The organism is Mesorhizobium sp. 2RAF45 (assembly GCF_052115225.1).
GTDB classification, from domain to species: Bacteria; Pseudomonadota; Alphaproteobacteria; order Rhizobiales; family Rhizobiaceae; genus Mesorhizobium; species Mesorhizobium jarvisii.
Genome location: NZ_JBFRGG010000001.1, coordinates 916,472 through 939,857, shown reverse-complemented (window position 1 = coordinate 939,857; position 23,386 = coordinate 916,472). Strand labels below are relative to the sequence as shown.

The 23,386-nt window shown below is 62.0% G+C and carries 28 protein-coding genes and 1 tRNA gene; 10 read left to right on the top strand and 19 right to left on the bottom strand.

Going from position 1 to position 23,386, the window contains the following annotated elements:
* Window positions 1–33: 33 nt before the first annotated feature.
* Window positions 34–1,518, bottom strand: a complete 1,485-nt coding sequence (locus AB4Z43_RS04610; RefSeq protein WP_441936113.1) for a hypothetical protein — start codon at window positions 1,516–1,518, stop codon at window positions 34–36.
* A 276-nt stretch (window positions 1,519–1,794) separates the two neighbouring features.
* Between AB4Z43_RS04610 and AB4Z43_RS04605 the strand changes: the two genes are divergently transcribed.
* Window positions 1,795–2,691 (top strand): aminoglycoside phosphotransferase family protein, encoded by an 897-nt coding sequence (locus AB4Z43_RS04605; protein ID WP_171880378.1) that lies wholly within the window; start codon window positions 1,795–1,797, stop codon window positions 2,689–2,691.
* A gap of 126 nt (window positions 2,692–2,817) precedes the next feature.
* Here the strand turns inward: AB4Z43_RS04605 and AB4Z43_RS04600 are convergent, their stop codons facing one another.
* The 4 genes from AB4Z43_RS04600 to AB4Z43_RS04585 all read right to left on the bottom strand — a co-directional run bounded on the left by AB4Z43_RS04600 (window position 2,818) and on the right by AB4Z43_RS04585 (window position 8,275).
* Window positions 2,818–5,034 (bottom strand): glycosyltransferase, encoded by a 2,217-nt coding sequence (locus AB4Z43_RS04600; protein ID WP_441936111.1) that lies wholly within the window; start codon window positions 5,032–5,034, stop codon window positions 2,818–2,820.
* On the bottom strand, window positions 5,031–5,486 hold the full coding sequence (locus AB4Z43_RS04595; protein ID WP_069092571.1) for a hypothetical protein: 456 nt from the start codon (window positions 5,484–5,486) through the stop codon (window positions 5,031–5,033). The genes AB4Z43_RS04600 and AB4Z43_RS04595 overlap by 4 nt, the downstream gene beginning before the upstream one ends.
* Before the next feature lie 248 nt (window positions 5,487–5,734).
* Window positions 5,735–5,980, bottom strand: a complete 246-nt coding sequence (locus AB4Z43_RS04590) for a hypothetical protein (protein ID WP_441936109.1) — start codon at window positions 5,978–5,980, stop codon at window positions 5,735–5,737.
* 147 nt (window positions 5,981–6,127) lie between these two features.
* Complete coding sequence (locus tag AB4Z43_RS04585; RefSeq protein ID WP_038652979.1) at window positions 6,128–8,275, bottom strand: caspase family protein; 2,148 nt, start codon at window positions 8,273–8,275, stop codon at window positions 6,128–6,130.
* Here AB4Z43_RS04585 and AB4Z43_RS04580 point away from each other — a divergent pair.
* Together AB4Z43_RS04580 and AB4Z43_RS04575 are read left to right on the top strand one after the other, a co-directional pair.
* The gene (locus AB4Z43_RS04580) at window positions 8,274–8,672 is read left to right on the top strand and encodes a hypothetical protein (RefSeq protein ID WP_441936107.1); all 399 of its coding nucleotides are present in this window, start codon (window positions 8,274–8,276) and stop codon (window positions 8,670–8,672) included. The two genes, AB4Z43_RS04585 and AB4Z43_RS04580, sit on opposite strands and share 2 nt — an antisense overlap.
* Before the next feature lie 30 nt (window positions 8,673–8,702).
* On the top strand, window positions 8,703–8,933 hold the full coding sequence (locus AB4Z43_RS04575; RefSeq protein WP_019859314.1) for a hypothetical protein: 231 nt from the start codon (window positions 8,703–8,705) through the stop codon (window positions 8,931–8,933).
* A 155-nt stretch (window positions 8,934–9,088) separates the two neighbouring features.
* On the opposite strand, the gene AB4Z43_RS04570 is transcribed toward AB4Z43_RS04575, so the two are convergent.
* The 3 genes from AB4Z43_RS04570 to AB4Z43_RS04560 form a co-directional block, all read right to left on the bottom strand.
* On the bottom strand, window positions 9,089–9,955 hold the full coding sequence (locus AB4Z43_RS04570) for a DUF1236 domain-containing protein (protein WP_441936105.1): 867 nt from the start codon (window positions 9,953–9,955) through the stop codon (window positions 9,089–9,091).
* Between the two features lie 257 nt (window positions 9,956–10,212).
* Window positions 10,213–11,217: an aldo/keto reductase gene (locus AB4Z43_RS04565; RefSeq protein ID WP_019859312.1), complete on the bottom strand. Its 1,005-nt coding sequence runs from the start codon at window positions 11,215–11,217 to the stop codon at window positions 10,213–10,215.
* 186 nt (window positions 11,218–11,403) lie between these two features.
* A complete protein-coding gene (locus AB4Z43_RS04560) occupies window positions 11,404–11,688 on the bottom strand; it encodes a hypothetical protein (RefSeq protein ID WP_019859311.1) in 285 nt (94 codons plus the stop codon).
* A gap of 291 nt (window positions 11,689–11,979) precedes the next feature.
* Between AB4Z43_RS04560 and AB4Z43_RS04555 the strand changes: the two genes are divergently transcribed.
* Complete coding sequence (locus AB4Z43_RS04555) at window positions 11,980–12,219, top strand: hypothetical protein (protein WP_019859310.1); 240 nt, start codon at window positions 11,980–11,982, stop codon at window positions 12,217–12,219.
* Window positions 12,220–12,297: 78 nt separating this feature from the next.
* Window positions 12,298–13,485, top strand: a complete 1,188-nt coding sequence (locus AB4Z43_RS04550; RefSeq protein WP_038647922.1) for a PAS domain S-box protein — start codon at window positions 12,298–12,300, stop codon at window positions 13,483–13,485.
* 183 nt (window positions 13,486–13,668) lie between these two features.
* Here AB4Z43_RS04550 and AB4Z43_RS04545 read toward each other — a convergent pair whose 3' ends face one another.
* The 5 genes from AB4Z43_RS04545 to AB4Z43_RS04525 all read right to left on the bottom strand — a co-directional run bounded on the left by AB4Z43_RS04545 (window position 13,669) and on the right by AB4Z43_RS04525 (window position 16,693).
* The gene (locus tag AB4Z43_RS04545; protein ID WP_019859308.1) at window positions 13,669–13,902 is read right to left on the bottom strand and encodes a DUF378 domain-containing protein; all 234 of its coding nucleotides are present in this window, start codon (window positions 13,900–13,902) and stop codon (window positions 13,669–13,671) included.
* A 119-nt stretch (window positions 13,903–14,021) separates the two neighbouring features.
* Window positions 14,022–14,267 (bottom strand): DUF982 domain-containing protein, encoded by a 246-nt coding sequence (locus AB4Z43_RS04540; RefSeq protein WP_441936101.1) that lies wholly within the window; start codon window positions 14,265–14,267, stop codon window positions 14,022–14,024.
* Between the two features lie 1,132 nt (window positions 14,268–15,399).
* Window positions 15,400–15,473: transfer RNA gene (locus AB4Z43_RS04535), tRNA-Gln, on the bottom strand.
* Between the two features lie 37 nt (window positions 15,474–15,510).
* Entirely contained in the window at window positions 15,511–15,807 is a 297-nt protein-coding gene (locus AB4Z43_RS04530) for a hypothetical protein (RefSeq protein ID WP_202359603.1), read from the bottom strand.
* A gap of 403 nt (window positions 15,808–16,210) precedes the next feature.
* Complete coding sequence (locus AB4Z43_RS04525) at window positions 16,211–16,693, bottom strand: pyridoxamine 5'-phosphate oxidase family protein (RefSeq protein WP_441936098.1); 483 nt, start codon at window positions 16,691–16,693, stop codon at window positions 16,211–16,213.
* Between the two features lie 150 nt (window positions 16,694–16,843).
* Between AB4Z43_RS04525 and AB4Z43_RS04520 the strand changes: the two genes are divergently transcribed.
* Window positions 16,844–17,380 (top strand): MgtC/SapB family protein, encoded by a 537-nt coding sequence (locus AB4Z43_RS04520; RefSeq protein ID WP_069092564.1) that lies wholly within the window; start codon window positions 16,844–16,846, stop codon window positions 17,378–17,380.
* Here the strand turns inward: AB4Z43_RS04520 and AB4Z43_RS04515 are convergent.
* On the bottom strand, window positions 17,377–18,279 hold the full coding sequence (locus tag AB4Z43_RS04515) for an alpha/beta fold hydrolase (protein WP_441936096.1): 903 nt from the start codon (window positions 18,277–18,279) through the stop codon (window positions 17,377–17,379). The two genes, AB4Z43_RS04520 and AB4Z43_RS04515, sit on opposite strands and share 4 nt — an antisense overlap.
* 162 nt (window positions 18,280–18,441) lie before the next feature.
* On the opposite strand from AB4Z43_RS04515, the gene AB4Z43_RS04510 reads away from it, so the two are divergent.
* The gene (locus AB4Z43_RS04510; RefSeq protein WP_441936094.1) at window positions 18,442–18,741 is read left to right on the top strand and encodes a hypothetical protein; all 300 of its coding nucleotides are present in this window, start codon (window positions 18,442–18,444) and stop codon (window positions 18,739–18,741) included.
* Between the two features lie 92 nt (window positions 18,742–18,833).
* Window positions 18,834–18,971 (top strand): hypothetical protein, encoded by a 138-nt coding sequence (locus AB4Z43_RS04505; protein WP_441936092.1) that lies wholly within the window; start codon window positions 18,834–18,836, stop codon window positions 18,969–18,971.
* 51 nt (window positions 18,972–19,022) lie between these two features.
* Here the strand turns inward: AB4Z43_RS04505 and AB4Z43_RS04500 are convergent, their stop codons facing one another.
* The 4 genes from AB4Z43_RS04500 to AB4Z43_RS04485 form a co-directional block, all read right to left on the bottom strand.
* Window positions 19,023–19,268, bottom strand: coding sequence for a DUF982 domain-containing protein (locus AB4Z43_RS04500; protein ID WP_019859298.1), 246 nt, complete (start codon window positions 19,266–19,268; stop codon window positions 19,023–19,025).
* A gap of 29 nt (window positions 19,269–19,297) precedes the next feature.
* Window positions 19,298–19,534: a DUF982 domain-containing protein gene (locus AB4Z43_RS04495; RefSeq protein ID WP_019859297.1), complete on the bottom strand. Its 237-nt coding sequence runs from the start codon at window positions 19,532–19,534 to the stop codon at window positions 19,298–19,300.
* Between the two features lie 116 nt (window positions 19,535–19,650).
* Window positions 19,651–20,106: a GFA family protein gene (locus AB4Z43_RS04490; protein WP_019859296.1), complete on the bottom strand. Its 456-nt coding sequence runs from the start codon at window positions 20,104–20,106 to the stop codon at window positions 19,651–19,653.
* A 203-nt stretch (window positions 20,107–20,309) separates the two neighbouring features.
* The gene (locus AB4Z43_RS04485) at window positions 20,310–20,489 is read right to left on the bottom strand and encodes a DUF3606 domain-containing protein (RefSeq protein ID WP_010910426.1); all 180 of its coding nucleotides are present in this window, start codon (window positions 20,487–20,489) and stop codon (window positions 20,310–20,312) included.
* Between the two features lie 929 nt (window positions 20,490–21,418).
* Between AB4Z43_RS04485 and AB4Z43_RS04480 the strand changes: the two genes are divergently transcribed.
* Window positions 21,419–22,285, top strand: a complete 867-nt coding sequence (locus tag AB4Z43_RS04480; protein WP_441936089.1) for a prohibitin family protein — start codon at window positions 21,419–21,421, stop codon at window positions 22,283–22,285.
* A 55-nt stretch (window positions 22,286–22,340) separates the two neighbouring features.
* Here the strand turns inward: AB4Z43_RS04480 and AB4Z43_RS04475 are convergent, their stop codons facing one another.
* Window positions 22,341–22,709, bottom strand: a complete 369-nt coding sequence (locus AB4Z43_RS04475) for a VOC family protein (protein WP_027047052.1) — start codon at window positions 22,707–22,709, stop codon at window positions 22,341–22,343.
* A gap of 226 nt (window positions 22,710–22,935) precedes the next feature.
* Between AB4Z43_RS04475 and AB4Z43_RS04470 the strand changes: the two genes are divergently transcribed.
* Window positions 22,936–23,361, top strand: a complete 426-nt coding sequence (locus AB4Z43_RS04470) for a DoxX family protein (protein WP_441936086.1) — start codon at window positions 22,936–22,938, stop codon at window positions 23,359–23,361.
* Window positions 23,362–23,386: the final 25 nt, after the last annotated feature.

Here is a 23,386-nt window from a genome sequence, read left to right as displayed (position 1 = left end):
ACGGCTTTGCGCGGCATCCCGTCGCCCAGCGGATCATATTCCGGCGATCGGCAGCTCGACCGTGACATTCGGCCGGCGCAACGACCTTTCGCAGCCGCGTATCGGGATGCCTTTCACCGAAAACGTCCGCCGCAAGGTCCCGTCCGACTTCAGAAGCCGATATTCCGATCTCAGTTGCGCATCGCGGCTGAAGCCAAGCGGACTGCTCGGGTCCGGCTTGACGATACTGCGAGGTTCATCCTGGTAGTCGGCGATCCCTTCAAGGAGCGCCTTGATTGTCGCGGCAATCTCCGTGCGATCCTCGAGGCGCTCGATCACGGCATCCAGCAGTTCGCCAAGCTTGCGCAACGGCACCTGACGGTCCTGGTTCGCATCGCCATTGCGATAGGCAATCTCGACATCGACCAGGCTGAGAACGGAAACGAACTCTTCCTTGAGCAGGAAGATTCCGACATTCACAGGCTGCGCCGTCGGGTTATGCGCCGTCTTTTCCCTGACGCTCTCGGTTTGCTCGTCAGTCTGGGTGTCCTCTCTCCCGGTTTCTATGCTCTGCTTGCGGGAACGGTTCGTCTCGGACACTTGGGAATCGATGGCGGATGTGGTCGATTCCGCAAAATCCTGCCGAACCTCATTGGTCGATCCGCGGGCATGAACCCGGGCGTCCGCGCTGCCTCCGCCGATTTCGACCGAAGCCTCCCCATGGAAACTCCCTTCGAATCCATAATCATAGTTGTTCGTTCCGGACCTTTTGTCGGCGGTATCCTTGAGCTGCTTGTTGAAATTATCTTTCGCTTCCCGGTCCTGACTGTCCAACACGGTGGAGGTCAGCTCGTTGCTCGTCGATGTTCTCTTCTTGATGATCACCTTGTAGGTCATCGAGCCGCCGGGCGACAGGCTGATGGAGTCGACCAGATCATCCCGTGCCAGGTCTCCGCGAAAGCTAGCAAGCTGATATTGCTCGACCAGGAAGAGCTGTGGCCGAAGGTCCTCCGGCGCGGGTATGCCGCCCTGCGTAAACGGAACACGCGCCTCCCTGAGCTTCGCCTGAAGCGGAGCCAGCGACATTTGAAAGAAATTGGCCTGGAGAGCCATGTAATTCTGAATCATGCCCGGCTTGATCACTGGAGGTTGTTGGCCAATGACAGCCGGAGGCATGGGGACATTGAGGCCGGGCAGGTCGACGGTTTCTCTGAACGCGGCTGAAGCGCGGAAGATTGCTGGCATCGAAAACCCGAATGGGGTTGTGTCCGGGCCCGGTTCGAATCCGAGCAGCAGGAAGGCCTTCAGCAGTCCGTTCTCGGTCTTCAGGTCTACCGGCGGGATGCCCATCGGATCGGGATTCGGTGCCGCGTTACCGCCCGAGAATCCCACGAAAACATCTCGTTTCAGGCCGAGCGAGATGAACACCGGCTCCGGCCGGAAAGGTACGGAATCCTCGGGGTTGACTTGCACCGATACACTCGGGCCGAGTTGCGTTTCGGCTGCGCCTGGGTCAATTGTCGTTTGCTCGTTTGGCATGATCCGTCGCCCCTCCTGTTAACGGGATTCACAAAGCTGCAAAGTTAAATAAACTCGAACATATCTTGTGGGCATATCGATGCGCCTCTGAGACAATATGCCGTGGACTCTTTATACTATATCAGCTGCATTCTTGTCGCCTGTTTCCTCCGAGTGACCTGCTGGCGATGATAGAAGGGCGATTGGAATCTGATCGACACCTGCTTCAACCTTGACGTCAGCTACTGTAGGTCGGTGCTTTTGCCCTTGATGCCGAGCTCGGCAGGATGAGAACTCATGATGCATGACGATCAGGTGGATATCGACATCGATATCGCCCGCCAGATGATCCGCGATCAGTTTCCCCAGTATCGTCATGAGGACGTCACCTCGGTCGGATCGTCGGGAACCGTCAACGCCATCTTCCGCATTGGCTCAAAGAGCGCTGCGCGGTTCCCGCTGCGGGCGATGAAGCCGACCGAATGCGCCGATATGCTTCGATCGGAGGCCGCCGCCATGGTCGAGATTGGACAGCATTGCCTGTTTCCTACGCCGCAACCGATTGGGCTCGGCCAGCCCGGTCCTCGATATCCAATGCCATGGGCAGTGCAAACGTGGATCGAAGGCGAGGTTGCCACGCCGAACGGGCTCAGTGGATCGGCGATTTTCGCCCTCGACCTTGCAAGCCTCGTGGCGTCGTTGCGCCAGGCGGACACACGGGGCCGACGCTTCGACGGGCAAGGACGTGGCGGACATCTCCCCGATCATGACGATTGGATGGCTGTCTGCTTTGAAAACAGCGAGGGCCTTCTCGATGTGGCTCGACTGCGCGATCTGTGGGCCCGGTTGCGGGAGTTGCCCGCCGCTGAGCCCGTCGTGATGAGCCACAAGGACCTTATCCCGCCAAACCTTCTGGTGCAGGGCGAGCGTCTTGTCGGCGTGCTTGATAGTGGCAGTTTCGGGCCGGCCGATCCGTCGCTGGATCTGGCGGTCGCGTGGCATCTTCTCGACCGCGAGCGAAGGGCGACCTTTCGGAGCGGCCTTCAAGTCGAGGACCTCTTATGGAAGCGCGGTGCTGCCTGGGCGTTCCAGCAGGCCATGGGCCTCGTCTGGTATTACCGTCGCACCAACCCCGCCATGAGTGCGCTGGGGCGCAGCACGCTGTCTCGCATTCTCGACAATCCTGACATCTGAACTCTGGCTGCCGGCGCGCGCCGGGCACGCCGCGGCGATGCTGGCGCAGGCGCTGGAGGTCCAGGGGGCGACCGCGTCGAAGGCTGGCTTGGTTTCAAGAGTGCCGTTCCTCGGTGCAGCCCTACATCAGCTGTCCTTGGTGATGTCCCAGTCAGTTCGGACCGTCCTGGCATGGTCTTCGATATAGTTCGCGATGACGTCAGCGCCGTTGGTCCAGGGGACCGCCTCGCAGCGCGCCGCCATTCCTTCGCGCTCGGTGGGGTCGAGCAGCTGTTCGATGAAGCGGTCGACATGCGGAAGGTCATGGTCGCGCCGCATCAGCAGGCCAAAACCGCCAAGCTCTGCCCAGCGGGCGCGGTTGAGCTGCAGGTCCATCTCGTCGCTCTCGTTGGGCACGAACAAGGTCGGCACCGCGCCAAGGATGTTCTCATGGAACGTGTTGTAGCCAGGCGCGACGACCGCGGCGTCGAATGCGCGGCTGTAGTTGAAACTCGGGAACAGCTCGACGATGCGATGCCTCGGCCCGACCGGCTCGTCCGACTCGAAATCGGCGCGGATCGGCGAGCGGATGTCCAGCACCAGCGTATCGGGACGGTCAAGCACGGCCTTGAGAACGCCGTTGCGGACGCCGCGCATGTCGAAATTGCTGCCGGAGCCGAGTTGCAGGGCGACGACGGTCATGCCATCGGGTATTTCGAGGAAGTTGCGCGCGGCGGCTCTGTCCAGGCGCTGATTTGGCTCCAGCAACAACACCGGCGGAACCAACAGAACCTTATCGCGCACTTCCGACGTGGGGCCGTGATCGAATTCATCGGCCAGTTCGCCGGGCTCTATAACAGCGTCGAAAGCGTCCGCCATCTCAAGGAACGGGCGGTGCGATTCCCGCCACATCGGTCGACGTACCCAGATCGAGAACAGGTTGCGGTTCATGGCCAGGGCTGCGACGACACCGTCGAAGACAGCTGTGGCGTCATAGGCAAATACCGCTGGACGCAGATGACTGATCAGGTCGAACAGTTCTTCGGCAAGCACGTCGTTCCAGTCCTCGGGCGCGGCATCGATGCCGCGGTGATGGGTCAGGAAGTGAGCGTGATAACCCTCCTCGGCTGCGATTTTCATGGCGTAGGACATCGTAGCAAAGACCGGCTTCAGCCCTCGCGGCAGTCGCTGGGCGACAGCCAGCTGCTGCGCGAGATGCCCCATTCCGATGCCGTTGGACGATGCAAACAGCACCTGACGTATCGGCAAAGGCTGGATCGTAGACGCCCGCGCGGCCGCCGCATCCCGTGGTTTGGAAATGTTGAACAGCCTCTCAAGGCGTTGCGGGAAGAGCTCGGCGGAATGGTGCCGGGCAACGAACTCCCTGGCCAACGCCGATTGCCGCGCGTAGGCATCCGCGTCGGTGATGAATTTGCCGATGACGCCCTCGACATCTCTCGGCGCCGCATAGACTGCCGCGTCACCGAACAATGGCTGGAAGTGCGCGGGGAGAATCGTGACGAGACCTACCGCGAGCGCTTCGAGGATCGTGCGGCCAAAAGCCTCCGACCAGGAATCGCTGTGGTAGTAGACATAGAAATCGAGCCCTTGGAGAAACCCGGCAATGCCGGTCCATGCAAAGGGCAGTATTTCCCAGTTTGCCGGCAGCGGACCATAGAGTTCCCTAAGGAAGGGACCGCCGCCCAGGATCCTGATACTGTAGCGGGCTGCGTCGGCAGGATAGATACGCAGCGCGTCGGCGGGTCTGCTCGGCCATTTCAATTTGTCCGGGCGGGCATGGCGGCCGATGATGACCGGATTGTGCGGCGGGCCGTCCGGCCTGCGAGGCCAGTCGTCGAGATCGATCAGATTGGTCCAGTTTTCAGGCAGGAGTTCCGCGCCCGCAGGCAAATGACGGGGCAAGGCATCGCGAACGACGGCGCTGACGGTGGCGAGCCAAACCTTGACGCCAAACGCCCAACGGCAATTGCTTACGATGCGCGCGAGGTCGTACTGCAGCTTGCCCCGCCGGTCGACCATGGGATGATGGAGAACCATGACCATGCGTTCGGTCCGGATGCCGGTCCGCCTGGTGAAGCGGTTGGACATTATCGCCGGATGGTGCACCAGGACGAGGTCGGCGTCGACCTTCGTGTCCGGGTCGATCCGTTCTGTCGCGCCGCCATCAATCAGTGCCCGCAAGTCGGGATGCATAGGGTAGGGGTTACGCAGCAATGGTCCCTTCACGGCCAGCAAGCCTGTCTTGAAACCCGCGCGGGCGGCCGCTCGGATTTCCACGGCGAGCGCGGTGGAGGTGCCGCCTTCGAAGCGGACATCAGCGACAAACAGAATGTCCAGCCTCATGATCTGGGCATGTCCGGGGCGTTGCGGACGGATGCCGTCGGTGCCGCCGCCAGGAAACTGTCGATAGTCGTGCCGTAAGCCAGGACACGGCGGGGGCGCCATTTTGCAAGAAGGAGCCCCCAGTGCTCCCGCAAATAAGCCTGCCAGGGCATGTCGGCTGCGTGCAGCCGCTGCTCAACCAATGGAGGCAGATACTCGAAAATCACACCGTGACGGCGGAATATCGTGAAGTCCGAATTGTCGGTCAGATAGATGAGCCGGTCGCTCTTTCCTGAGAGCTTGCGCTTGGTCGTAACAATGATTTCTTCGAGAAGGTCAGGATCGACACCTAAAGTCGTAACGATAATTGCCGAAATTTCCTCTTTGGATTTGTATACATAAATATTCCCCGGACCTTCATCTCCCGGATCCTGCTTATCCTTTCGAAGGAAGAGTTCCTTGAGCTTTCTCATCTGGATGGCGCTCACATGAGGGATGCAGGAATCTACCAATGGCGATTTGTACGTGTCAAACGTTCAGGTCGATGCGCCGCGCCGTGTGATGCCGACGCATTGTCGTTGAGCTGCAACCTGCACGGCCATGGCGAGAAAGCCCCGCAACGGCGGCACACTCCGGTTACATGCCTTCGTCAAACTCGGTGGGCAGTCCGTCAGTAAGCAGGACTGGCACACTCGCCTGCGTTCCCCTTGACTATAGGGCACTAGGCGTATTTTCTTGTTACGGCGTGACGTTGAAAGTCCTGATGCGATGCCGCGCCCGTTTTGGTCGAGGCTGGAGCGACGCAAATGGCAAGATTGCTGCTGGCAAAGATGGCTTCGGCCGCCGCCTTGGTTTCGACCTCAGTCATGCTGAGCGGATGCTGGACGATTGCAGGAAGGCCCATCCTCTGCGATTTCGGTTTTTCGCTGAAGGATGGACGGTGCGCCAAGGTCACCAAGGTCACCAAGGTAAGTACGCCTCAACCCGACAAATCGAGTTCGAAGCGCGGCGATTCTCACTATTGATCCGCCGCCTTGTTCGGCACCAACTACCGGCACGGTCTTTGGTTCTGATAGCGCAATCATCTCGAATATCGCGCAATGTCTATCACGCGTTACGGACCATTCTGTTTGATATATAGTTCAACTTCTCCGTCTATTTCCTTTCGCGTTGCGGGGTCTATTTTCTTGGCTATCTCCGCCTTCGCCTGTTCTCCCTGATCGGCCCGAAGCCTCGCGGCGAGGGAGGCGTCGAAGTAGGCTCGTCGCAGGTCAGGCTTGCCGGTGAATACCCCGTCGCGATGCCCCCAGGCGAGACGGACGTAGGCGTACTCATTTCCCCGGTTTGCGGAAAGCTCAAGGAGGGTCAAGGCGCGGCGAGGATCGGCAGCCAGCTTGCGGTCGCCTTTCAGATACAGCTGCGCCATAAAATACGGTGCGTACCTGTTGCCCATGTCGTTTGCGCGCTGCAACAGTTCGAGTCCTCGTGGCACGTCCTTTTTCACGCCTTCGCCCGCGAGATACGCCTGTCCCAGATTTGCCATCGCATCGATCTGGCCGGTATCGGCCGCTGCTGAATACAAGGAGGCCGCCTGGACATAGTCTTGCTTCACACCAGTGCCGAGGCGGTAAGCGTCGCCGAGCGCCGTGATCGCATTCGCCCAGCCACTTGATGCGGCCAGGCGATACCAAAGAACGCCTTCCTGCGGCAGCTTTGGTACGCCTTGGCCAGCAATATAGGCGGAGCCGATATCGGTCCTGGCTCTGAGATTGCCAAGCGCAGCGGCCCGAACGTAAAAGTCGAACGCGCGGCCGTAGTCGATCTCGCGCCCCATGCCGACGCGCGCCATGTAGCCCATATTGATGAGCGCGGCGCTGTATTGCTGATTGCCGGCCAATTCGTAGAAATGCTCGGCCCAGCTGTAGCGCCTGGCAATTTCCAGCACACGGCCGAACTGGAACTGCAGGCGCGGGTTGTTGATGTCGGCCGCCAGTGCAAAAGCGCAAGCGCGCAACGCGTCCCGAACATTGACGAGCCCGTTGGTGACACCAGGCACCGCGCGCTGTGGATCGTTGGGGTCGGCGGCGTAGAGATCGCAATCCGTCACCATCGTCCGCATGCCGCGCTGCGTGTCGGGCAGGTTGCTCGGCCAAATACGAAAGGTCTCGCTGACGGCGCGCTCGCCGGCCTGCTGGAACACGAACTCCTCGCTCAACGCCTTGTCACTCGCCTCGACCGGCGCCACCGCCGCGATCGAGCTGGAGACCAGATTGCCGTTGACATAGAGTCCGCGCTTGGTCAACGCAGCCACCTTGAAGCGGCTCTTCTCCGTCGCCTCGGCCGCGTAGCGGCTATTGGGAAAGACCTTCACGAAGCGCTCGAAGTCCTCCGGATTCTGGCTGTCGCTGATGAAGGACCATAACACCTCATCGATGGTCAGGCCGCCATTCGCTTCGGCGGCGTGCTCGGCTTGCGCAACCTGCTTGCCGGCGTCACCCTGCCGGAAGACGAATTTCGTTTCGATCGAGCCGGTGATCCAGGGAATTTGTGAGCCGGCCGTCGCCTGGCGAACGTCGCCCCGCACCGTGCGGAACGTGTCGTACACATCGAGATTGGGCATGAGCAGGGCGTTGGCGAGCGCCGACGAATAGGGGCTGTTGATGCCCGTCCCGTCATAAGCGACCTCACCGGCGCTGGTGGCAAAGGCGACCAGCACCTGGCCGCTGCCGGCCTCCGTGTAGGCGAGGCCTTGCTGCAACCCCTTCTCCTTGGCAACCGGATTGTTGCGGCAGGCATCGAGGATGAAGACTTTCACGCCGACCGGATCGTTCTTCACGATGTCGATCAGATCGTTGAGCCTCATGGCGTCGGCCGCGACGTCCTTGGCCGACGAGATCCGGGTATCGACGGGGAGCAGCAGGTTCTGGCCGTTATACTGCAAGGCATGGCCGGCGTAATAGAAGACCGCCATGTCGGCGCCTATGAGATGCGCGCGTATCGCGTCGTTCAGGTCTTTCTCCGCCGATTTCTTGACATCGTAAAAGAGCAGGACGTCGAATTTGAGTTCGGTCAAGGTATTGGCGATGAGCTTGGCGTCGTTGCGGGGATTGGTCAGCGGGGCAAACGGATATTCGCTGTTGCCGACGACAATGGCCGCACGCCGCTCGGCGTGGGCCTGGGCGAGCCAGAGCGTGCTGAACGTGGCCAGGAACGCGAGCAGGAGGCCCTGCCTCAAATAGCTGGAAAAGCTCTTTCGCAACATGCCTTCACCGCCATTTCCAGAGGGAAGCATCCGGCTGATCATAACCCAAGCAACGGCAAAATTCCAACGGCCACAGGCGCTGCGCATCGTTGGCGTCAGAACCTCATGTACAGCGAGGGCTTCAGATCAGGCGGGAAAAACCATCGGCGCTGATGTCGGCGAGGCGCGCCGGGCCGAAAATGTTCCGATATTCGGAAGTGAGTTTGACGATCGACGGCAAGCGCTCGCCCATGACATCAGCGCGGATTTTGTCGCGCATGGCATGGTGGACGGGCGCACGCCGAACGAGCGGCCGTTGGCGCTGAAGTTCGTCGCCAACGGCGCCGGACGCAGCGGTGGGGCAGGGTTAATTCGAGCCCGCCGGAACACAATGTTCAGCCAACGCGTTTCACGATAAAGCAAGGGACATTCTTATTGGAGGCTGAACATGCGCAGCTTCGAACTGGTCGATCTGCTTTACGTGGTCGAGGCCTGCAAGCACGATCGCGTGGTCGGAAATTTTGTCTCGATGGCTGAAGGGGTGGAAGAGTTGCGGGTTCTGACCGGCGATTTCGTGTCGCCGGACGACGTGGTGGCAAACGCCCTTTCCACTGTAGCGCTTGCACGAGGCTGCTCAGTCTTGTTCGATGAACAGGCAGGGGCTGAAATCCAGCTTTGATGTCCTGACGGCCAAATCCTGGCGGCATTGCCCAGCTCTGGTTGCATGACGCTGAAACCCATTCTGCAGTCGTTCGGCCACGGTCGATTTAGCGGCAGGTTTCATAGAACGCCCGCCACCTGGATGTGGCGGGCGTTTCAGAGCGAGCGCCCAAGTCAGGTCAGGATAAGGACGATCTTCAACGTATCCGGATCGACGATGACGATCCGACCGTCGGCCAATACGAAATACTCGTAGCTTTCGTAGGCTGGTACGATCTTGACGATGCGCGCCGGCAGACGATGCAGCCGGATCTTGTGCCGGGGAACCTCGACGCCGACCGTAATGTCGAAATCGATATTGGAGACCGGCTCGACCCGGGTCTCCTTGATGACCTGGGTGATCTGGGTTTTCTGTTCGACAGTCACATTGCTGATGGAAGCAGTCGACCCCTGATCAGTCTGTGTCGAGGCCTTGCCCTGGGCCTGCTGATCGGTGGTAGCATTTGCCTTGCCCTCGGCCTGCTGATCCGTCTGGACCTTGGCCTTGCCCTGGGCCTGCTTATCGGTGGTAGCATTCGCCTTGCCCTGGGCCTGCTGGTCCGTCTGGACCTTGGCCTTGCCCTGGGCCTGCTGATCGGTGGTCGCGTTTGCCTTGCCCTCGGCCTGCTGGTCCGTCTGGACCTTGGCTTTGCCCTGAGCCTGCTGATCCGTCTGGACCTTGGCCTTGCCCTGAGCCTGCTGATCGGTGGTTGCATTCGCCTTGCCCTGGGCCTGCTGATCCGTCTGGACCTTGGCTTTGCCCTGGGCCTGCTCGTCGGTCTTGAGCTTGGGCTTGCCCTGGGCCTGTTGGTCCGTCTGGACCTTGGCCTTGCCCTGGGCCTGCTCGCCCATCTTCATCTTCGAGCCTTTTTGACAGTTGGCCGCAGCGGCCGCGCAATTGGCGTCACCGCCCGACTGGGTTTCAGCCGGCTGTGTCTGAGCAATCGCGGCACCGCATCCGATGCCGAGCGCGAGCATGCTGGTGATCAGAATTTGCTTCATGGGAGATCTCCTCGAAAGCATCAGTCCCTTCGCGGGGTAAACCTCAACGAAAAAACTTCGTTCCCGGCGAATTGGCAAAATCGACAGGCGGAAATCTCGGGAGACAGGCGGGGACAATCACATTCAGGGATGCTGTCGATGAGATCCTTTTCGCGGAACTGCTTACGGAGCGACCGTGCATGGACGGCTGGCAATCGTCCGCATCGGCCGATCCGGTAATGATTGCCGCCGGGCCTTCGCCGCGCGGTCGAGACGAGCTATCGATCGACCATCGCCATGCCGCGCTCGCCGTAGCGCGGGCCGGAGATTTTTCCTGGCGCCAGCGCCTCTCCCAGTGCGGCCATTTCGGCGGCGTCGAGTTTCAGCGAGGTGGCGGCGACGTTCTCCTCCAGATATTTTCTGCGCTTGGTGCCGGGGATCGGCACGATATCGACAGCGAAATCGCTGCCTTTGCCGAGCAGCCAGGCCAGCGCGATCTGTCCTGGCTTGACGCCCCGGGCGGCCGCGATGTCGCGCACCGTGCCGGCCGCCTCGACATTGGCGTCGTAGTTCTCGCCCTGGTAGCGCGGGTCGTTGCGGCGATAGTCGCCCTCCGGATAATCCTCGGCGCGCTTGACATCACCGGTGAGGAAGCCGCGGCCGAGCGGCGAGAAGGGCACCAGACCAATGCCGAGTTCCTTGAGCAGCGGGATGATCTCCGGCTCCAGATTGCGCTCCCACAGCGAATATTCACTCTGCAGCGCCGAGACGGGAAAGACGGCATGCGCCCGGCGGATGTTGGCGCTACCGGCCTCCGACAGGCCGAAAAAGCGCACCTTGCCCTCGGCCACAAGCTTGCCGACCGCGCCGGCGACATCCTCCATCGGCACATCAGGGTCGACGCGGTGCTGGTAGAGCAGGTCGATATGGTCGGTGGCGAGCCGGCCGAGCGAGGCTTCCACAACCTCACGGATATGCTCGGGCCGGCTATCGACGCCGCTGAGCTGCTTGCCGTTTTCGATGCGGAAGCCGAATTTGGTGGCGATCGTCACCTGGTCGCGCTTGCCCTTCAGCGCCCGGCCGAGCAATGCCTCGTTGGTGTGCGGGCCATAGACCTCGGCGGTATCCAGGAAGGTGCAGCCAAGTTCGATGGCGCGGTGCAGCGTGGCGATGGACTCGGCCTCGTCGGCCGGGCCGTAGGACTGGCTCATGCCCATGCAGCCGAGGCCGATGGCCGAGACTTTCAATCCCTGGCTGCCGAGTTTTCGTGTCGCGAGGGTCATGGCAGCGCTGCTCCGTTTGGGGTTTGCAGCACCATATAGAGCGTGTGCTCGGTTGCCATAGGTGTCCAGCGCCACCTCAACCGACTGTGATCAAGGGTGCCAGGCACCGTGCAGGCTCGGACCGGAGCCATCCGTTCACATGTTGGAAGCGACGCCACGACCGCAGGGCGCCGCGTCGGAGCGGCATCACTGGATCGAGGCTGGCTGCGAAAGGATGAGGGGGCTGATCACTGGTTCATCACCCTCGACGCCGTTTCCAGACAGCACCAACCCGCTGCCCAACGTGTCGAATTCGATTGCCGCTCCAAGCATTTGGGCAGCCTGCAAAACCAGGTATTCAACATCCTCGAGCGCGACATTCTCGGCCAGATTCATGACCCTGACCTGCTCGGCCGTCACCGTAATGTTGACGATGCCGGCCGTCTTGAACGCCTTCTCGACCGCTGCATTGACGTCATCGCGCAGGCGCATGGAGTAATCGTACCGCATCGAAACCTCCCAAAGGGAACGGTTTTCTGTTCAGATTGGAGCATGCGCCCGGGGTGTCGGCCTGGCAAGCAAAATCTGTGAAATATACAAATAAAATCAGTTAGTTAGTGAAATTACAGGAATGCGTATCAGACGTTCGATGAGCATCATGCGTTTGATGTGCGGAGGGCTCACTGGCCGGCCTTGACGCGTAATGGGTGTTACCATAATTATAAGCTGAATGAGTTAGATACTAACTCACCGTATTTTTAGTCCTGAGCGAGGAGCGCGCACATGGCTGAACTGGAACGCCCGGAACGGCTGCAGATCATGCTCACCACGGACGAATTGGCGGCGCTGGAAAACTGGCGCTTCGAAAAGCGCATGCCGAGCCGCTCGGCAGCGGTCCGGGAGCTGCTGCGGCGCGGTCTTTCCTCGGATGGGTTCCTGACGGCCGAGCACGGCGTCAAGTCGCAGGAATTCGGCGTGCTGCCCGAAGGCGACGGCAAGACGAGCGATCGGCCTTCGGAGTGAAGCTTGCTTCATCCGTGGCGCGCCGCCTATGTGAATTGCGTCCGGGGAGATTGTCTTGATCCGCTTGCGCGCTACCTCATGCCAATGACCGAAATCGTGGCGGCGACGGCAACAAACAACGAAAAACAGAGCGCGACCGCCGACGCACGCCTCGCGGCCATCGTCGATTCCTCTTTCGATGCCATCATCAGCAAGGATTTGACCAGCATCATCACGAGCTGGAACCTGGCGGCTGAACGCATGTTCGGCTACACCGCCGAGGAAGCCGTCGGCCAGTCGATCCTCATGCTCATTCCCGATCACCTCAAGAGCGAGGAGACCGAGATCATCAGCAGGGTTCGCGGTGGCCACCGCGTGGCGAGTTATGAGACGACGCGAAGGCGCAAGGACGGCGCGCTTATCTCCGTCTCGCTCACGGTTTCGCCGATCAAGAACGCCAATGGCGAGATCGTCGGCGCCTCCAAGATCGCCCGCGACATTTCCGCCGCAAAGGAGAGCGAGCGCCGCATCAGGCTTTTGATGCGGGAGGTCAACCATCGCGTCAAGAACCAGTTCGCGGTCATCCTGTCGATGGTCAGGGAGACGAGCAAGCGCTCGAGCGACCCGCGGGAGTTCGAAGAACTGATCCGCGCCCGCATCATGGCGCTGTCGCGTTCGCATGATCTGCTCGTCACCTCGGAGTGGGCCGGCGCCAGCCTGTTCGACCTGATCCAGGAACATCTGAAGCCTTTCGGCCGCGAGGAGCAGATCCTGCTCTCCGGCCCGGTCCTGACGCTGCAGTCGAATGCGGTACAGAATCTCGGCATGGCTTTCCACGAGCTTGGCACGAATTCCTCCAAATATGGCGCGCTGGGCAGTGAAGACGGCCAGGTCGAGATCACCTGGACAATCGGCTCAAGCGCCCAAGGCTCCGGCACCCAGGACTTGGGTGCCCAGGACTTGGGTGCCAAGGACTTGGGTGCCAAGGACTTGGGTGCCAAGGACTTGGGCAGGAGTGTCGGTGCATCGGGCGGACGCGACTTCCAGCTGCTCTGGACCGAGACTTCCACGCCTCGCCCGGACGACAAGGGGGACGAGAGTGCGCGCAAGGGGTTCGGCACCGTCGTCCTGCAGCGGGTGGCGCCGCAGTCGCTGGGCGGTTCGGCTCAACTGGAGCGCTCGCCCGGCCGTCTCAGCTGGCGCCTCAGTGCACCGCTGGCATCGATCATCGTGCCGCAAGCCGGCATCGAAGGCGACGACGGCGCCGCGCTGGGCTTCGGCATCTGAACGTCCCGTATGCCCCGTAAAAAGAGATTGGCGTCGTTTCTCCGTCCGGCAACGGTTGGATTTTGATTGCCACTGCAATCGCGGCACTGTTCGAGACCAGCGATAATCAGGCGATGGACACAGCCAGCCAAGGGCGTCGTGCCCAACCGGGGCGGCAGGTTTTCCGCCGCCCCGGCTTGCCGGTCACCGGTGATGCGGGAGATGCCTTTCGGCGTCGACTTCCCCAACGGTGAAGCTCTGGAAGCCCGGCATGAGCTGCCATATGGCTGCAAGGCCTATGATCAGATAGGCCAAGCGGGCCAGCATGGCGCCCCCAAGGACCGTGCCGATTACGTCATAGCCGGTCACACCCATGGACAGCCAGTTGAGACCGCCGAGGATGATGAGGGCGAGCGTGACGAGGTTCATGATGCGCATAAACGCCTCCTGATGTTGCCTGACAAAAAGACGCCTGCAAAAAAACGCCTGCCGTTTCAAACGGTTCCCTCGATCACGAAATTGTGAACGAGGGTTGCGATCCGTGAATGGGGCGCGGGCTACTCGACCAGTATATGCGCCTCGCGCGCGGCCTCGATCAGAGCCTCCCTGGCGATATCGGGAGGCACGTCGCCCCTTGTCGCTTGGCGGCAGGCGCGCAGCGCGGACTGATGTTTCAGGCTGCCGGCGTCGCGCCAATGGGTCGTCAGCAATTCGATGGCCTGCTGTGTATTGGACAGGTGGCGGGTGGCGCCGGCCACGCCGACCGAAACCACCACCGGCTTGGAGAACCATGCAGGTTGCATTGGAACCTCGACAAGGTTGCCGGCGAAAAACGCGCATGTCGGCGCAAGGTTTCACCGGTTCCAATCACTGTCGCGTGAGGCTGGGCACTGCTGTGGCGACATCTTCGAATGTTGGCTCGGGGATACGCACGAGGCGCGAGACCTGAAGGTCCTGCGGGCTTTCTCGATCGAAGCGGAACGCGTTCCCCGATCCGTTGGCACTGCCAATGGCGTCGTTAGCGCACTGGAAAGCACGCGTGGTAACTGTTGATTCAACCATTGCTGGTATTTTATATGGGTGTGGTGGCGGCTCCGGCAGTGCAACGGGGGCCGGGTTGCCGGAGCCGCCTACGCGGTCCGGTTGGGGTTTGACCGCGCTGTTCCAAAATAGGACAGCGCGGTCAACGATTCGTTAAAATCCAAAATAGCTAATTAAGTCCCTGCTAATTGAGTGGCAATTTTGCCGCGACGGGAAACCGGCATTCGATCGAAGATGAATGACGGGCTGATGGAACATTAGTCGTTTCTAATTGTTTGTGTTTGTCGGCAGGGCGGGGGCATCTCTGCCGAAGATCGGGCTTCCGATCGGCCCGCGCGCCTCTGGCCGAGAGCGCGGGCTTTCATCCTTAGGGCGGCCCGGTACACCTCTGGTTGGGGAAAGCAGCGCACCGGGCCTAACCGGCCTGGGGCGGCTGCCGGCTGGCCATATATGCGGCACGTCCAATTCAACTGAAGCATTCAAATGAAGGAGATGTATATCGCGATTGGATAAAGTAACGGAACGTCCAATGGACGATATCGGAACCAAAGCGGTTACATCAGACCTTTGCGCGAGGGCCATGGGACCTTGGTCCCCATGGGAAAGCCCGCCACGGGAGCGACCCGCAGCGGGCTTTCGCAGTGGCTACATCCCGAAGGAATCGACCGCTTGTGATTGCACTGTGAACCACGTGGCCGCGTTAGCCTATGGTGTGATCGCGGAAGGCAGGCTTGGGGCTCGGTTGCAAACACGGTGGGATGTGCCCGCTCGATTGCCGCCGAGACACCGGGGAAGGCGGCTTTGCGTTCTTGTCCGGGGCCATGTCCTGAACATCCCTCATGCGGTGGATGTTCGACAGAAGGAAGGTCCAGAAGCCAGCGATCTGATTGTGGCTGGTTCCCGCTCATGGGCTCGAACCACGATTCACGCCTTCAAAGGGCGCTGTCCTACCATTAGACGAAGCGGGAGAAGCTCGGATGCTTATGCCGTCAGGACGGCGAGGCGTCAATTCGGGAAGTTGTCGACCGGCTCTTCGCAGCGATAGACCGGGCAGTGCCCGTCGCGCGCCGGGATATAGGCCGACATCGGCACTTCCGGCCAGTCGCATTCATTGCCGAACTGCCTGACATAGCGGTCATAGGTGTTCGGTCCCGTGGTCAGCACCACGGCGCGACGGCTCTGGATCATGGCCCGGATCTCGGCACAACTCATGCCGCGGCTGTCGGGGCGGGCCTCGGCTGCGGCGGTCGCCGCGAGCACGGCGCCCAAGGACATCAACAGGACAGGAAGGCGAGCGGGCATGACGGCTTCTCTTTGGTTCAGGATGCTGCATTGTCCCATAAAACCCGGGATGTGTCCGCCGGTTCCGCGACGGGCCGCGCATTGCGCGGGCAAGACGCGGTGGCCGCCCACGCAACCAAATCAGGCATCGCGCATTGCTGGTCATGGATGGCAGGAAGCCTTACGAAACGCCGCAATGGTGGCCCGGAAACGAGGGCCGCGAAGCCATTTGCTGTTCCTTCTGCGGCGGCCGAGACCACCGCTTTGAGGAGTGCCCGCAAAGGGCCGATCCGCCTGCCACGCAGCATCAGGACGATAGCGGCCACTCTCGGCCTACCCGACGCGGCTAGAACTTTTCCGTCAGTCAAACCTGCCGCACGATGCAATGCAGGCCGCACTGCGGGCGCGACCTGCGCTGTCGGAGCTACATTCTGACCTTGCCGCTATCGCCAATCTCCGGACGGCTGTCGCTGACTGCCGCCGCCAGCATCTTCACATAACTGACCACTGTGCCGGGACTGTCCCAGTACTGAGCATCCTTTGGGGTGATCTTGAGCACGCGGATCGCCGGATCGTCAGCGCTGTCCCACCAGGCCTTGGCCGGTGTCGACCACAATTCCTTGATCTTGGCGCGGTCATTGGAGACTTCCGCCTGTCCGCTGACGGAGACGTATTTCTGCCCACCGGAATCGGCAAAGGCCAAGGCGACATTGGGCTCCGCCTCGATCTCGTCATCCTTGTGGCTAGTGACGTCGGTGAGGAAGTAAACGGCGTTCTCCCCCCGCACGACATGCGCCGCCATCGGTCGCGAGCGGATGTCGTCGCCTTCGCGGGTGGCCAACATGCAGAAGCCTATCTTATCCATCAGCTTCCAGACACGGTCGAGGTCGTCTTTCTCAATGGCCATCAGTTTCCTCCTGGTTCAAAGGTCGCAACTCCGTCCGCTTGGCAAGGTTCCCTGTCGCGCATCGAAGACGGCAGGTTCCACCCGCTCGCCTCGTGGACGGAACTCCCGCACGTCGTCCACGTTGTGCACTCCAGATCTTCAGAGGGAATCATGGAACAACTCGTCGAGGAATTCGGCCATCCGAGCTACACCTCGTTCCCGGTCATTGCCGCGCGTTTACTGCTCGCGGCGCTTTACGGCGCGGTGATCGGCTTCGAGCGCGAATGGCGCAACCGTCCCGCCGGGCTGCGCACCCACATCCTGATCTGCGTGGCCGCTGCCACCTTCGGCATCCTCACCATCGAGATTGTCCATGCGCCAATGTTCGCGCAGGACTCCGTCAAGGTCGATCCGATCCGTGTGGTCGAGGCGGTGACTGCCGGCGTTGCCTTTCTCGCCGCCGGGTCAATCCTGTTTTCGCGTGGAGAGGTGCACGGGCTGACTACGGGCGCCGGGATGTGGCTCGCCGGCGCGATCGGCGTCGCATGCGGTCTCGGCCTGTGGCAAGTGGCCGGTCTTGCCACGCTGATCGTGCTGGTCGTCGCGGGGCTGGTCTATCGGCTCGGTCCCCGCCCGCAAGACATAAAAGGAGATCGCGGTGCGCCGTCTCCTCGCTCGGGCGATAGTGCAGGCAAGGTCGACCACTAGGCGCGATCTGGTTCGCCGAAGAAATTCGCCAATGCCCGGGCGGTTTGTTGCCACGCCTCCTCGGGGAAGAAATGGCCGCCGGGCATGGCTTGGCCGCGGACATCATCGGCCCAGCCTCGCCAAAGAGCCAGCGGCCCGCCTTCGCCCGCGTACCAGTCGGCAAGCGCGCCTTGCCCGCTCCACAGCGCCAGCACCGGACAGCGGATACGCCGGCCGGCGGCCTTGTCGGCATGGTCGTGCTCGCGGTCGAGCGTCGCCGCCGCGCGGTATTCCTCGCAGATGGCGTGGATGTGGGCGGGATCGCGCAAGGCATCGACATAGGCCTGGCGCACCTCGGGCGGAAATGCCGACGGCGACGATCCCCAGCCGCCGAGCGCGTTGTCGACGACCGCCTCGGCGGCTCCCGCCAGCATCAATTCCGGCAAGGGCTCGGGCTGCGCCAGCAGCGACCAGGGCCAGTAGCCCTGCGCCAGTCTGGCGTCGGCCCGATCCCAGGCGTCGGCCGTTGCGACGATGTCCAGCACCGCGAGCTTTTCAACGCGGCCGGGATGATCGAGTGCCATGCGGTAGGCGACCCGCCCACCGCGATCATGGCCGGCGACCATGAAGCTGCCGAAGCCGAGTTTGGCCATCAGGGCAGCCATGTCGGCGGCCATGGCCCGTTTGGCGTAAGGGGCATGAGCGCTGTCGGACGAAGGGCACGCGCTGGCGCCGTAGCCGCGCAGGTCGGCGCAGATGACGGTAAACCGCTCGGCCAATTCAGGCGCCACGTCGCGCCACATCAGATGGGTCTGCGGAAAACCGTGCAGGAGCAGCAGCGCCGGACCGTTGCCCGCACGGCGGATAAATATGCCGGCTTCGCCGGTATCGATTTCCATCGACTGAAAGTTACCGAACATGGTGGTGCCTCCTTGCCGGCAACGGCTGGAGGCCGGATTTGGTTGCGGGCGGTCGCTCGGTGTCCACCTTTGTCGCCAACCTTTCGCGCGGCTGGGCGTTGTCCCTGCGAGGAAGGCTGCCGCGGGCGGCCGTCAAAGCAAGAAAAGCAAAAGGAGGCTCGGATGAAACCTCTGGTTATCGCGTCGCTGATGCTGGCCCTGGCCGCGCCGGCGGCGGCACAGATGGATCAGCAGCAGGGCACCGACAACCCGGCCCCGCAGGCCGACAAATGCCGGGTCCAGCCCGATCAAGGCAAGCAGCAGCCAGATGGCGGCAATCTGAGCGAAAAGCTCAATGATTGCGGCGGGGTGCTGAAGCCGCCGGCCACCGGCGACCAGGGCATGGCCACGCCGGCGCCCGATGTAGGCAAGACACCGGTGATCAAACCGGGCGAAGTGCCAGCCCAGCCGCCCGCCAAGTAGAAAAGCTTGGCTGGCGGCGTTATTTCCGCAAGCCGGAACCTCGTATCCGACGAAACGTTTCTTTCAGGAATTCAATTTGAAAGGACGGGGCCATGAGAGATATTGCCAGCACAGCCACGTTTATTGCCTCTATCGCCATCGTCATCGTCCTGATGCTGATGGCGCCGAAGAATTTTGGGTTCGAGACCTCTCATCCGATCGTGGATGGCGATCTGCCCACGCAAAAATAGGGATCGGCATCAACAGGAAGGCAGACGAGGGGCATCGCCTGCTTTTTTGGGTTAGCGGACCAGCACGCCGGCGTGATCGCACAGTGCCGTAAAGGCTTCCTGCGCCTGTGCCGCGCCGTCCTTGTCTTCCAGGGCCGCCTCGATCTTTTCGCGTGCGGCCTGGTAGAAAGGACCGCGGCTGGCATGCGGCCAGTCGATGAGGATTTCACTGGCGTCCTGCAGGGTCGCCACCTCACGGATCGTGTCCGAGCCGTGCGGCTTGATCCGCACCGGAGTCGACAGCATCATTTCGGCCATTGTTTTTCCCACCTCCGGTTTTCCCGCTATTATTGAAGGATGCGGGCTTCGCGCGCTGCGTCGATCATCGCCCGCATCGCCTTCTCCGGCGGCGTCCAGCCATCCAGCGCATCGCGGCAACTGCGCAGCGCCGCCCGGTATCGCCGGCCTTGGCCGGCCGGCCAGTCGCCGAGGCATTCCAGGCCCTCCCAGGCGCTACGCACGACGCGTTCACGCTCGGGGGAGAATTTCAGGCGGATCGGTCGGGGGAACATCTTGTCGTTCAACTGAAGTCTCCGTGCATGTCGCCCGACAGTGACCGCGGATGTGGGACAACGGTACTTTGAGGGGCGCCGGATAACGCCGTCGACAAGGGAGGGTTCCAGGCCCGAAAGATCAATTTTCAGTCGTGCGCGACGGCGTCGGACAAAGGTCGCGGTGGCGGCGGAGCGGCGTCTTCCGGCGCTGGCCCGTCAAGGGGCCGGTCGTGCTCGAATTGTTCGGTGCCGGGCAAGGCATGCAGCCATGTCTCGCGGCGGCTGATCCACAATTCATATTGCGGCTCCAAGTCGGTCGGCGCGACGTCGAGGCTGCCGAGCATCACCTCGACTTCATCGTCGCCGATCCAGGCGACGCGGCCCCCGCAGGTCGGGCAGAAGCTGCGCGTGCCGTAAGAGGCGACTTCGCCCGATGTCTCGAAGGCGTCGCGCGGCCAGATGGCGAAGGCCGAATAGGCCGAGCCGCTGGCCTTGCGGCAGTCCTTGCAGTGGCAAAGGCCGACGCGTGTTGGCTGGCCGGTGACGACGAAATGCACGCCGCCGCACAGGCAACTGCCGGTTCTGCGTGTGGTGTCGGACATGATCGCGGCCCTCCCTTGGTCTGGCTTTCGTCAGTCTGGCACGCCGGGGGCCGGGCGGAACAGATGCTCGCCATTTCGTTGGTCAGAAACCGGGAAAAAATCCGGTTCATCGTACCGCCGAACAGGTTGGTGCTACCAACCCGTTCGATGTGGCCCGCGGCATCCTTCAACGCAATGCCGGCGAAATGGTTGCGGCTCGCTGCCTAGCCGCGCGCGGCCATGTGGTTGTCGAGCTTCTTGCGCGACGGGCCGTAGCGCTTGATGATGGTCTGGGCTTCGCTCTGCGGGATGCCGTATTTGCGCGCGAAGGCGGCGACCTCATAGGTCTCCTCGCTCGAAACCAGCTTGCGGTCCTGCTTGATCTTCGTTTTGTCGTCGGGCATTGCGTGCCTCGCTTTCTGTCAGCCGCACGGTCGCGGAACACCAGTATATAGGATGCCGCGATCAGACATAACAGCGATCGGCGCTGCTGGTTCCATGGCAGACGGCGGACAGAAGCCTGCCGGACGCGGATCGCAGGCTGTCAGGCCGGGGCGGGGCCAGCGGCATGGGGATCGGCCGCGCCGCATTCGGCGCAAGGCGCGCTGGCGCCGGGACAGCCGCGCTGATGCGTGCCGGCGGGACAGCAAAGCCCGTTGGAGCTTGTCCAGCGTGGGCATTGGAAAACCTGCCCGGTGCCGCCACAGCCGCTACACTCGAGGACCGGTGACCGGACCAGATAGGACCCCGTCCTGAACCTGACGCTCGCGCCCAAAACTTACCCCCAAATGGATGCACCGGACATGCCTGTACATTAGCCATGTCTACAGTATCACTTTGCCGGTTACGGACAAGTTTCAGGATCGCAAATTGTTGTTGAACGTTGGCGCCAAGGGCCTGGGGCGTCGGCCTCGGTCAGCGTTCAGTCTGGCGGCGAGACGCGGCCTGGCCGCGATCCCAGCCGGCGGCCTCGACCTTGTCGAGCAGCGGGTCGACATGGGGACGAGCATCTCCCGCCAATCCTGACAGCAACCATCGCCGGGTGCCGCCGCGCGGCGATAGTCATCGCTTTTGGCCATGGTCGATTCCCCCCTGGCCGAGGAGGATGATGCCATCAGCTGGCAACCGAAAATAATCCGATTTTACTGGCGCGGACGGCCGCGACACTCCACATCTCAGCAATCTTGCCGGCATGATTCCGTGCAATCCTGGGATCGGGCAATGACAACGGGGGTTGGCAATGACTGACACGCAAGGGAATTCGAACCGTGCCCAACTGCACGGTGCCGTCGGGTAGCGCTCGATCGGCAGCGGCATTGTCGCACTGGCCATCGTGTTGGCGCTGGTCGGTGCCGTCATGGGGTCCTGGTACACGATCGATCAGGGCGACCGCGGCGTGCTGTTGACCAATGGCGCATTGAGTTCGGTCGTCGATCCCGGCCTGCATTTCAAACTGCCCTGGCTGCAGCGGGTCGAGAAGATCAGCCTGCGCCAGCAGGTGTTGAAATGGGGCTGCGAGAACCAGAGCGATTGCGGCAATTTGCCGGCCATGCAGGCTTATTCGCGTGACCAGCAGCCGGCCGACATGCGCGTCACCGTCAATTTCCACGTGCCGGAGGCGGAGGTCTCCAACGTCTACACCAATTACGGGTCGATCGAAGCGCTGGCCGACCGGGTCATCGCCCGCAAGGCACCGCAGGAGATCAAGACGGTGTTCGGCCAGTACGACGCCGTGTCGGTGATCCAGAACCGCGCCAAGTTCAACAAGGATGTCGCCGACGCCATCTCGTCCGTGACGGACGGCCCGGTGATGATCGACAGCGTCCAGGTCGAAAACATCGACTTTTCAGACGCCTATGAGCAGGCGGTCGAGGCAAGGATGACGGCGCAGGTGGAAGTGCAGAAGCAGGAACAGAACCTGCAGCAGGAAAAGATCAAGGCCGACATCGCGGTCACCCAGGCCAAGGGCCGTGCCGACAGCGTGAAGGCGGAAGCCGAGGCCAGCGCCTACAAGACCAAGATCGAAGGCGAGGCGACCGCCGAAGCGATCAAGGCGCGCGCCGCCGCCCTCGCCAACAATCCGCTGCTGGTCGAATTGACCAAGGCCGAGAAGTGGGACGGGCAGTTACCGAAGTCGATGATCCCCGGATCGACGGTGCCGTTCCTCGAACTCAGCACGCCGGCGCCGGTGGCGAACTAGGTCCAGGCGAGGCAACGAAGGGCCAAATGATCATCCCGCGGGCTTCGGGAGGGAATCATGCCCTTGGTTCAAAAAGCTCGACCACGTTGCCGGACGGGTCCTCGCAAAGGATCTGGCGGCCGCCGGGGCCGTCGACGATCTCGTTGCGGAACGGCACGCCGGCATCGCGCATCCGGGCGGCGAGCGCCGGCAGGTCCTGCACCTCGATCACGATGCGGTTCCAGCCGCCCGGCTGCGGCGTACGGCCATCGGGCATCGGTCTTGCCGCCGACGCCATCGGGCCGGCGAGCCAGAACGTCAGGTCGTCGCGCTTGAGGATGGCCATCGCCGGACCGAACTGCTGCCGCAGCGCGAACCCCAGATGGCTGGTGTAAAATTCTATCGCCAACTCAACATCGCTGACGAGATACCGGACCGTCGCCATTGCTGGCTCTCCTCGCAAACTGATCAAGCCCCCCTGTTGAGGGTAGCTTTCGAGGCAGCCCGCGGCAAGGTTGCAGCCCGGCGACGGCCTCCTGTCGGCAAGCGCCGGACCGGTGCCGACGTCCGTCGCGGCAGCGTTTGCGGACAAAAAATTCCGGGCCGGTGTCGGAACTGCACGGTGTCGCTCGTCCTTAGGTCGATATCCATTGCAACCCTGGAGAGACAGCATGTCGGACTTCACCCAATCGCCGTGGCAGACCGCGGCCCTTCTCATTGCCCGCCTGATCTTCGCCGCCGTCTTCCTGATGGCGGTGACCTTCAAATTCATGGGCATGGGTGCCACCGCAGGCTTCATCGCAGCCGCCGGCTTTCCGTTTCCGCTGTTCCTGGCGTGGTGCGCGGCGATCCTCGAGGTGGCGCTGGTGCTGTGCTTCCTGAGCGGCGCCTTCTTTACACAGGCAGCGCTGATAGCCGCGGCCTATGTGCTGTTCCTCGGCTTCGCCTTCCACGGGCCCAGCCACTGGGCCGGCAACCAGGCCGAGTTCGGCTTCTTCGTCGACCATTTTTCGTTCATGGCCGGACTGCTGTTTGCCGCCGTGCATGGCCCGGGCAGGGTACTGGCGCTGAACCTGGGCTGGCCGGGCAGCGCATGAGCAGGCCTGGCCTCACAGCTTGTCG

Coding starts and splice junctions, on each gene's coding strand:
- AB4Z43_RS04610 (WP_441936113.1), bottom strand. CDS start 1,518: ATGCCAAACGAGCAAACGACAATTGACCCAGGCGCAGCCGAAACGCAA.
- AB4Z43_RS04605 (WP_171880378.1), top strand. CDS start 1,795: ATGATGCATGACGATCAGGTGGATATCGACATCGATATCGCCCGCCAG.
- AB4Z43_RS04600 (WP_441936111.1), bottom strand. CDS start 5,034: ATGAGGCTGGACATTCTGTTTGTCGCTGATGTCCGCTTCGAAGGCGGC.
- AB4Z43_RS04595 (WP_069092571.1), bottom strand. CDS start 5,486: ATGAGAAAGCTCAAGGAACTCTTCCTTCGAAAGGATAAGCAGGATCCG.
- AB4Z43_RS04580 (WP_441936107.1), top strand. CDS start 8,274: ATGCCTTCACCGCCATTTCCAGAGGGAAGCATCCGGCTGATCATAACC.
- AB4Z43_RS04585 (WP_038652979.1), bottom strand. CDS start 8,275: ATGTTGCGAAAGAGCTTTTCCAGCTATTTGAGGCAGGGCCTCCTGCTC.
- AB4Z43_RS04575 (WP_019859314.1), top strand. CDS start 8,703: ATGCGCAGCTTCGAACTGGTCGATCTGCTTTACGTGGTCGAGGCCTGC.
- AB4Z43_RS04570 (WP_441936105.1), bottom strand. CDS start 9,955: ATGAAGCAAATTCTGATCACCAGCATGCTCGCGCTCGGCATCGGATGC.
- AB4Z43_RS04565 (WP_019859312.1), bottom strand. CDS start 11,217: ATGACCCTCGCGACACGAAAACTCGGCAGCCAGGGATTGAAAGTCTCG.
- AB4Z43_RS04560 (WP_019859311.1), bottom strand. CDS start 11,688: ATGCGCCTGCGCGATGACGTCAATGCAGCGGTCGAGAAGGCGTTCAAG.
- AB4Z43_RS04555 (WP_019859310.1), top strand. CDS start 11,980: ATGGCTGAACTGGAACGCCCGGAACGGCTGCAGATCATGCTCACCACG.
- AB4Z43_RS04550 (WP_038647922.1), top strand. CDS start 12,298: ATGCCAATGACCGAAATCGTGGCGGCGACGGCAACAAACAACGAAAAA.
- AB4Z43_RS04545 (WP_019859308.1), bottom strand. CDS start 13,902: ATGCGCATCATGAACCTCGTCACGCTCGCCCTCATCATCCTCGGCGGT.
- AB4Z43_RS04540 (WP_441936101.1), bottom strand. CDS start 14,267: ATGCAACCTGCATGGTTCTCCAAGCCGGTGGTGGTTTCGGTCGGCGTG.
- AB4Z43_RS04530 (WP_202359603.1), bottom strand. CDS start 15,807: ATGCCCGCTCGCCTTCCTGTCCTGTTGATGTCCTTGGGCGCCGTGCTC.
- AB4Z43_RS04525 (WP_441936098.1), bottom strand. CDS start 16,693: ATGGCCATTGAGAAAGACGACCTCGACCGTGTCTGGAAGCTGATGGAT.
- AB4Z43_RS04520 (WP_069092564.1), top strand. CDS start 16,844: ATGGAACAACTCGTCGAGGAATTCGGCCATCCGAGCTACACCTCGTTC.
- AB4Z43_RS04515 (WP_441936096.1), bottom strand. CDS start 18,279: ATGTTCGGTAACTTTCAGTCGATGGAAATCGATACCGGCGAAGCCGGC.
- AB4Z43_RS04510 (WP_441936094.1), top strand. CDS start 18,442: ATGAAACCTCTGGTTATCGCGTCGCTGATGCTGGCCCTGGCCGCGCCG.
- AB4Z43_RS04505 (WP_441936092.1), top strand. CDS start 18,834: ATGAGAGATATTGCCAGCACAGCCACGTTTATTGCCTCTATCGCCATC.
- AB4Z43_RS04500 (WP_019859298.1), bottom strand. CDS start 19,268: ATGGCCGAAATGATGCTGTCGACTCCGGTGCGGATCAAGCCGCACGGC.
- AB4Z43_RS04490 (WP_019859296.1), bottom strand. CDS start 20,106: ATGTCCGACACCACACGCAGAACCGGCAGTTGCCTGTGCGGCGGCGTG.
- AB4Z43_RS04485 (WP_010910426.1), bottom strand. CDS start 20,489: ATGCCCGACGACAAAACGAAGATCAAGCAGGACCGCAAGCTGGTTTCG.
- AB4Z43_RS04475 (WP_027047052.1), bottom strand. CDS start 22,709: ATGGCGACGGTCCGGTATCTCGTCAGCGATGTTGAGTTGGCGATAGAA.
- AB4Z43_RS04470 (WP_441936086.1), top strand. CDS start 22,936: ATGTCGGACTTCACCCAATCGCCGTGGCAGACCGCGGCCCTTCTCATT.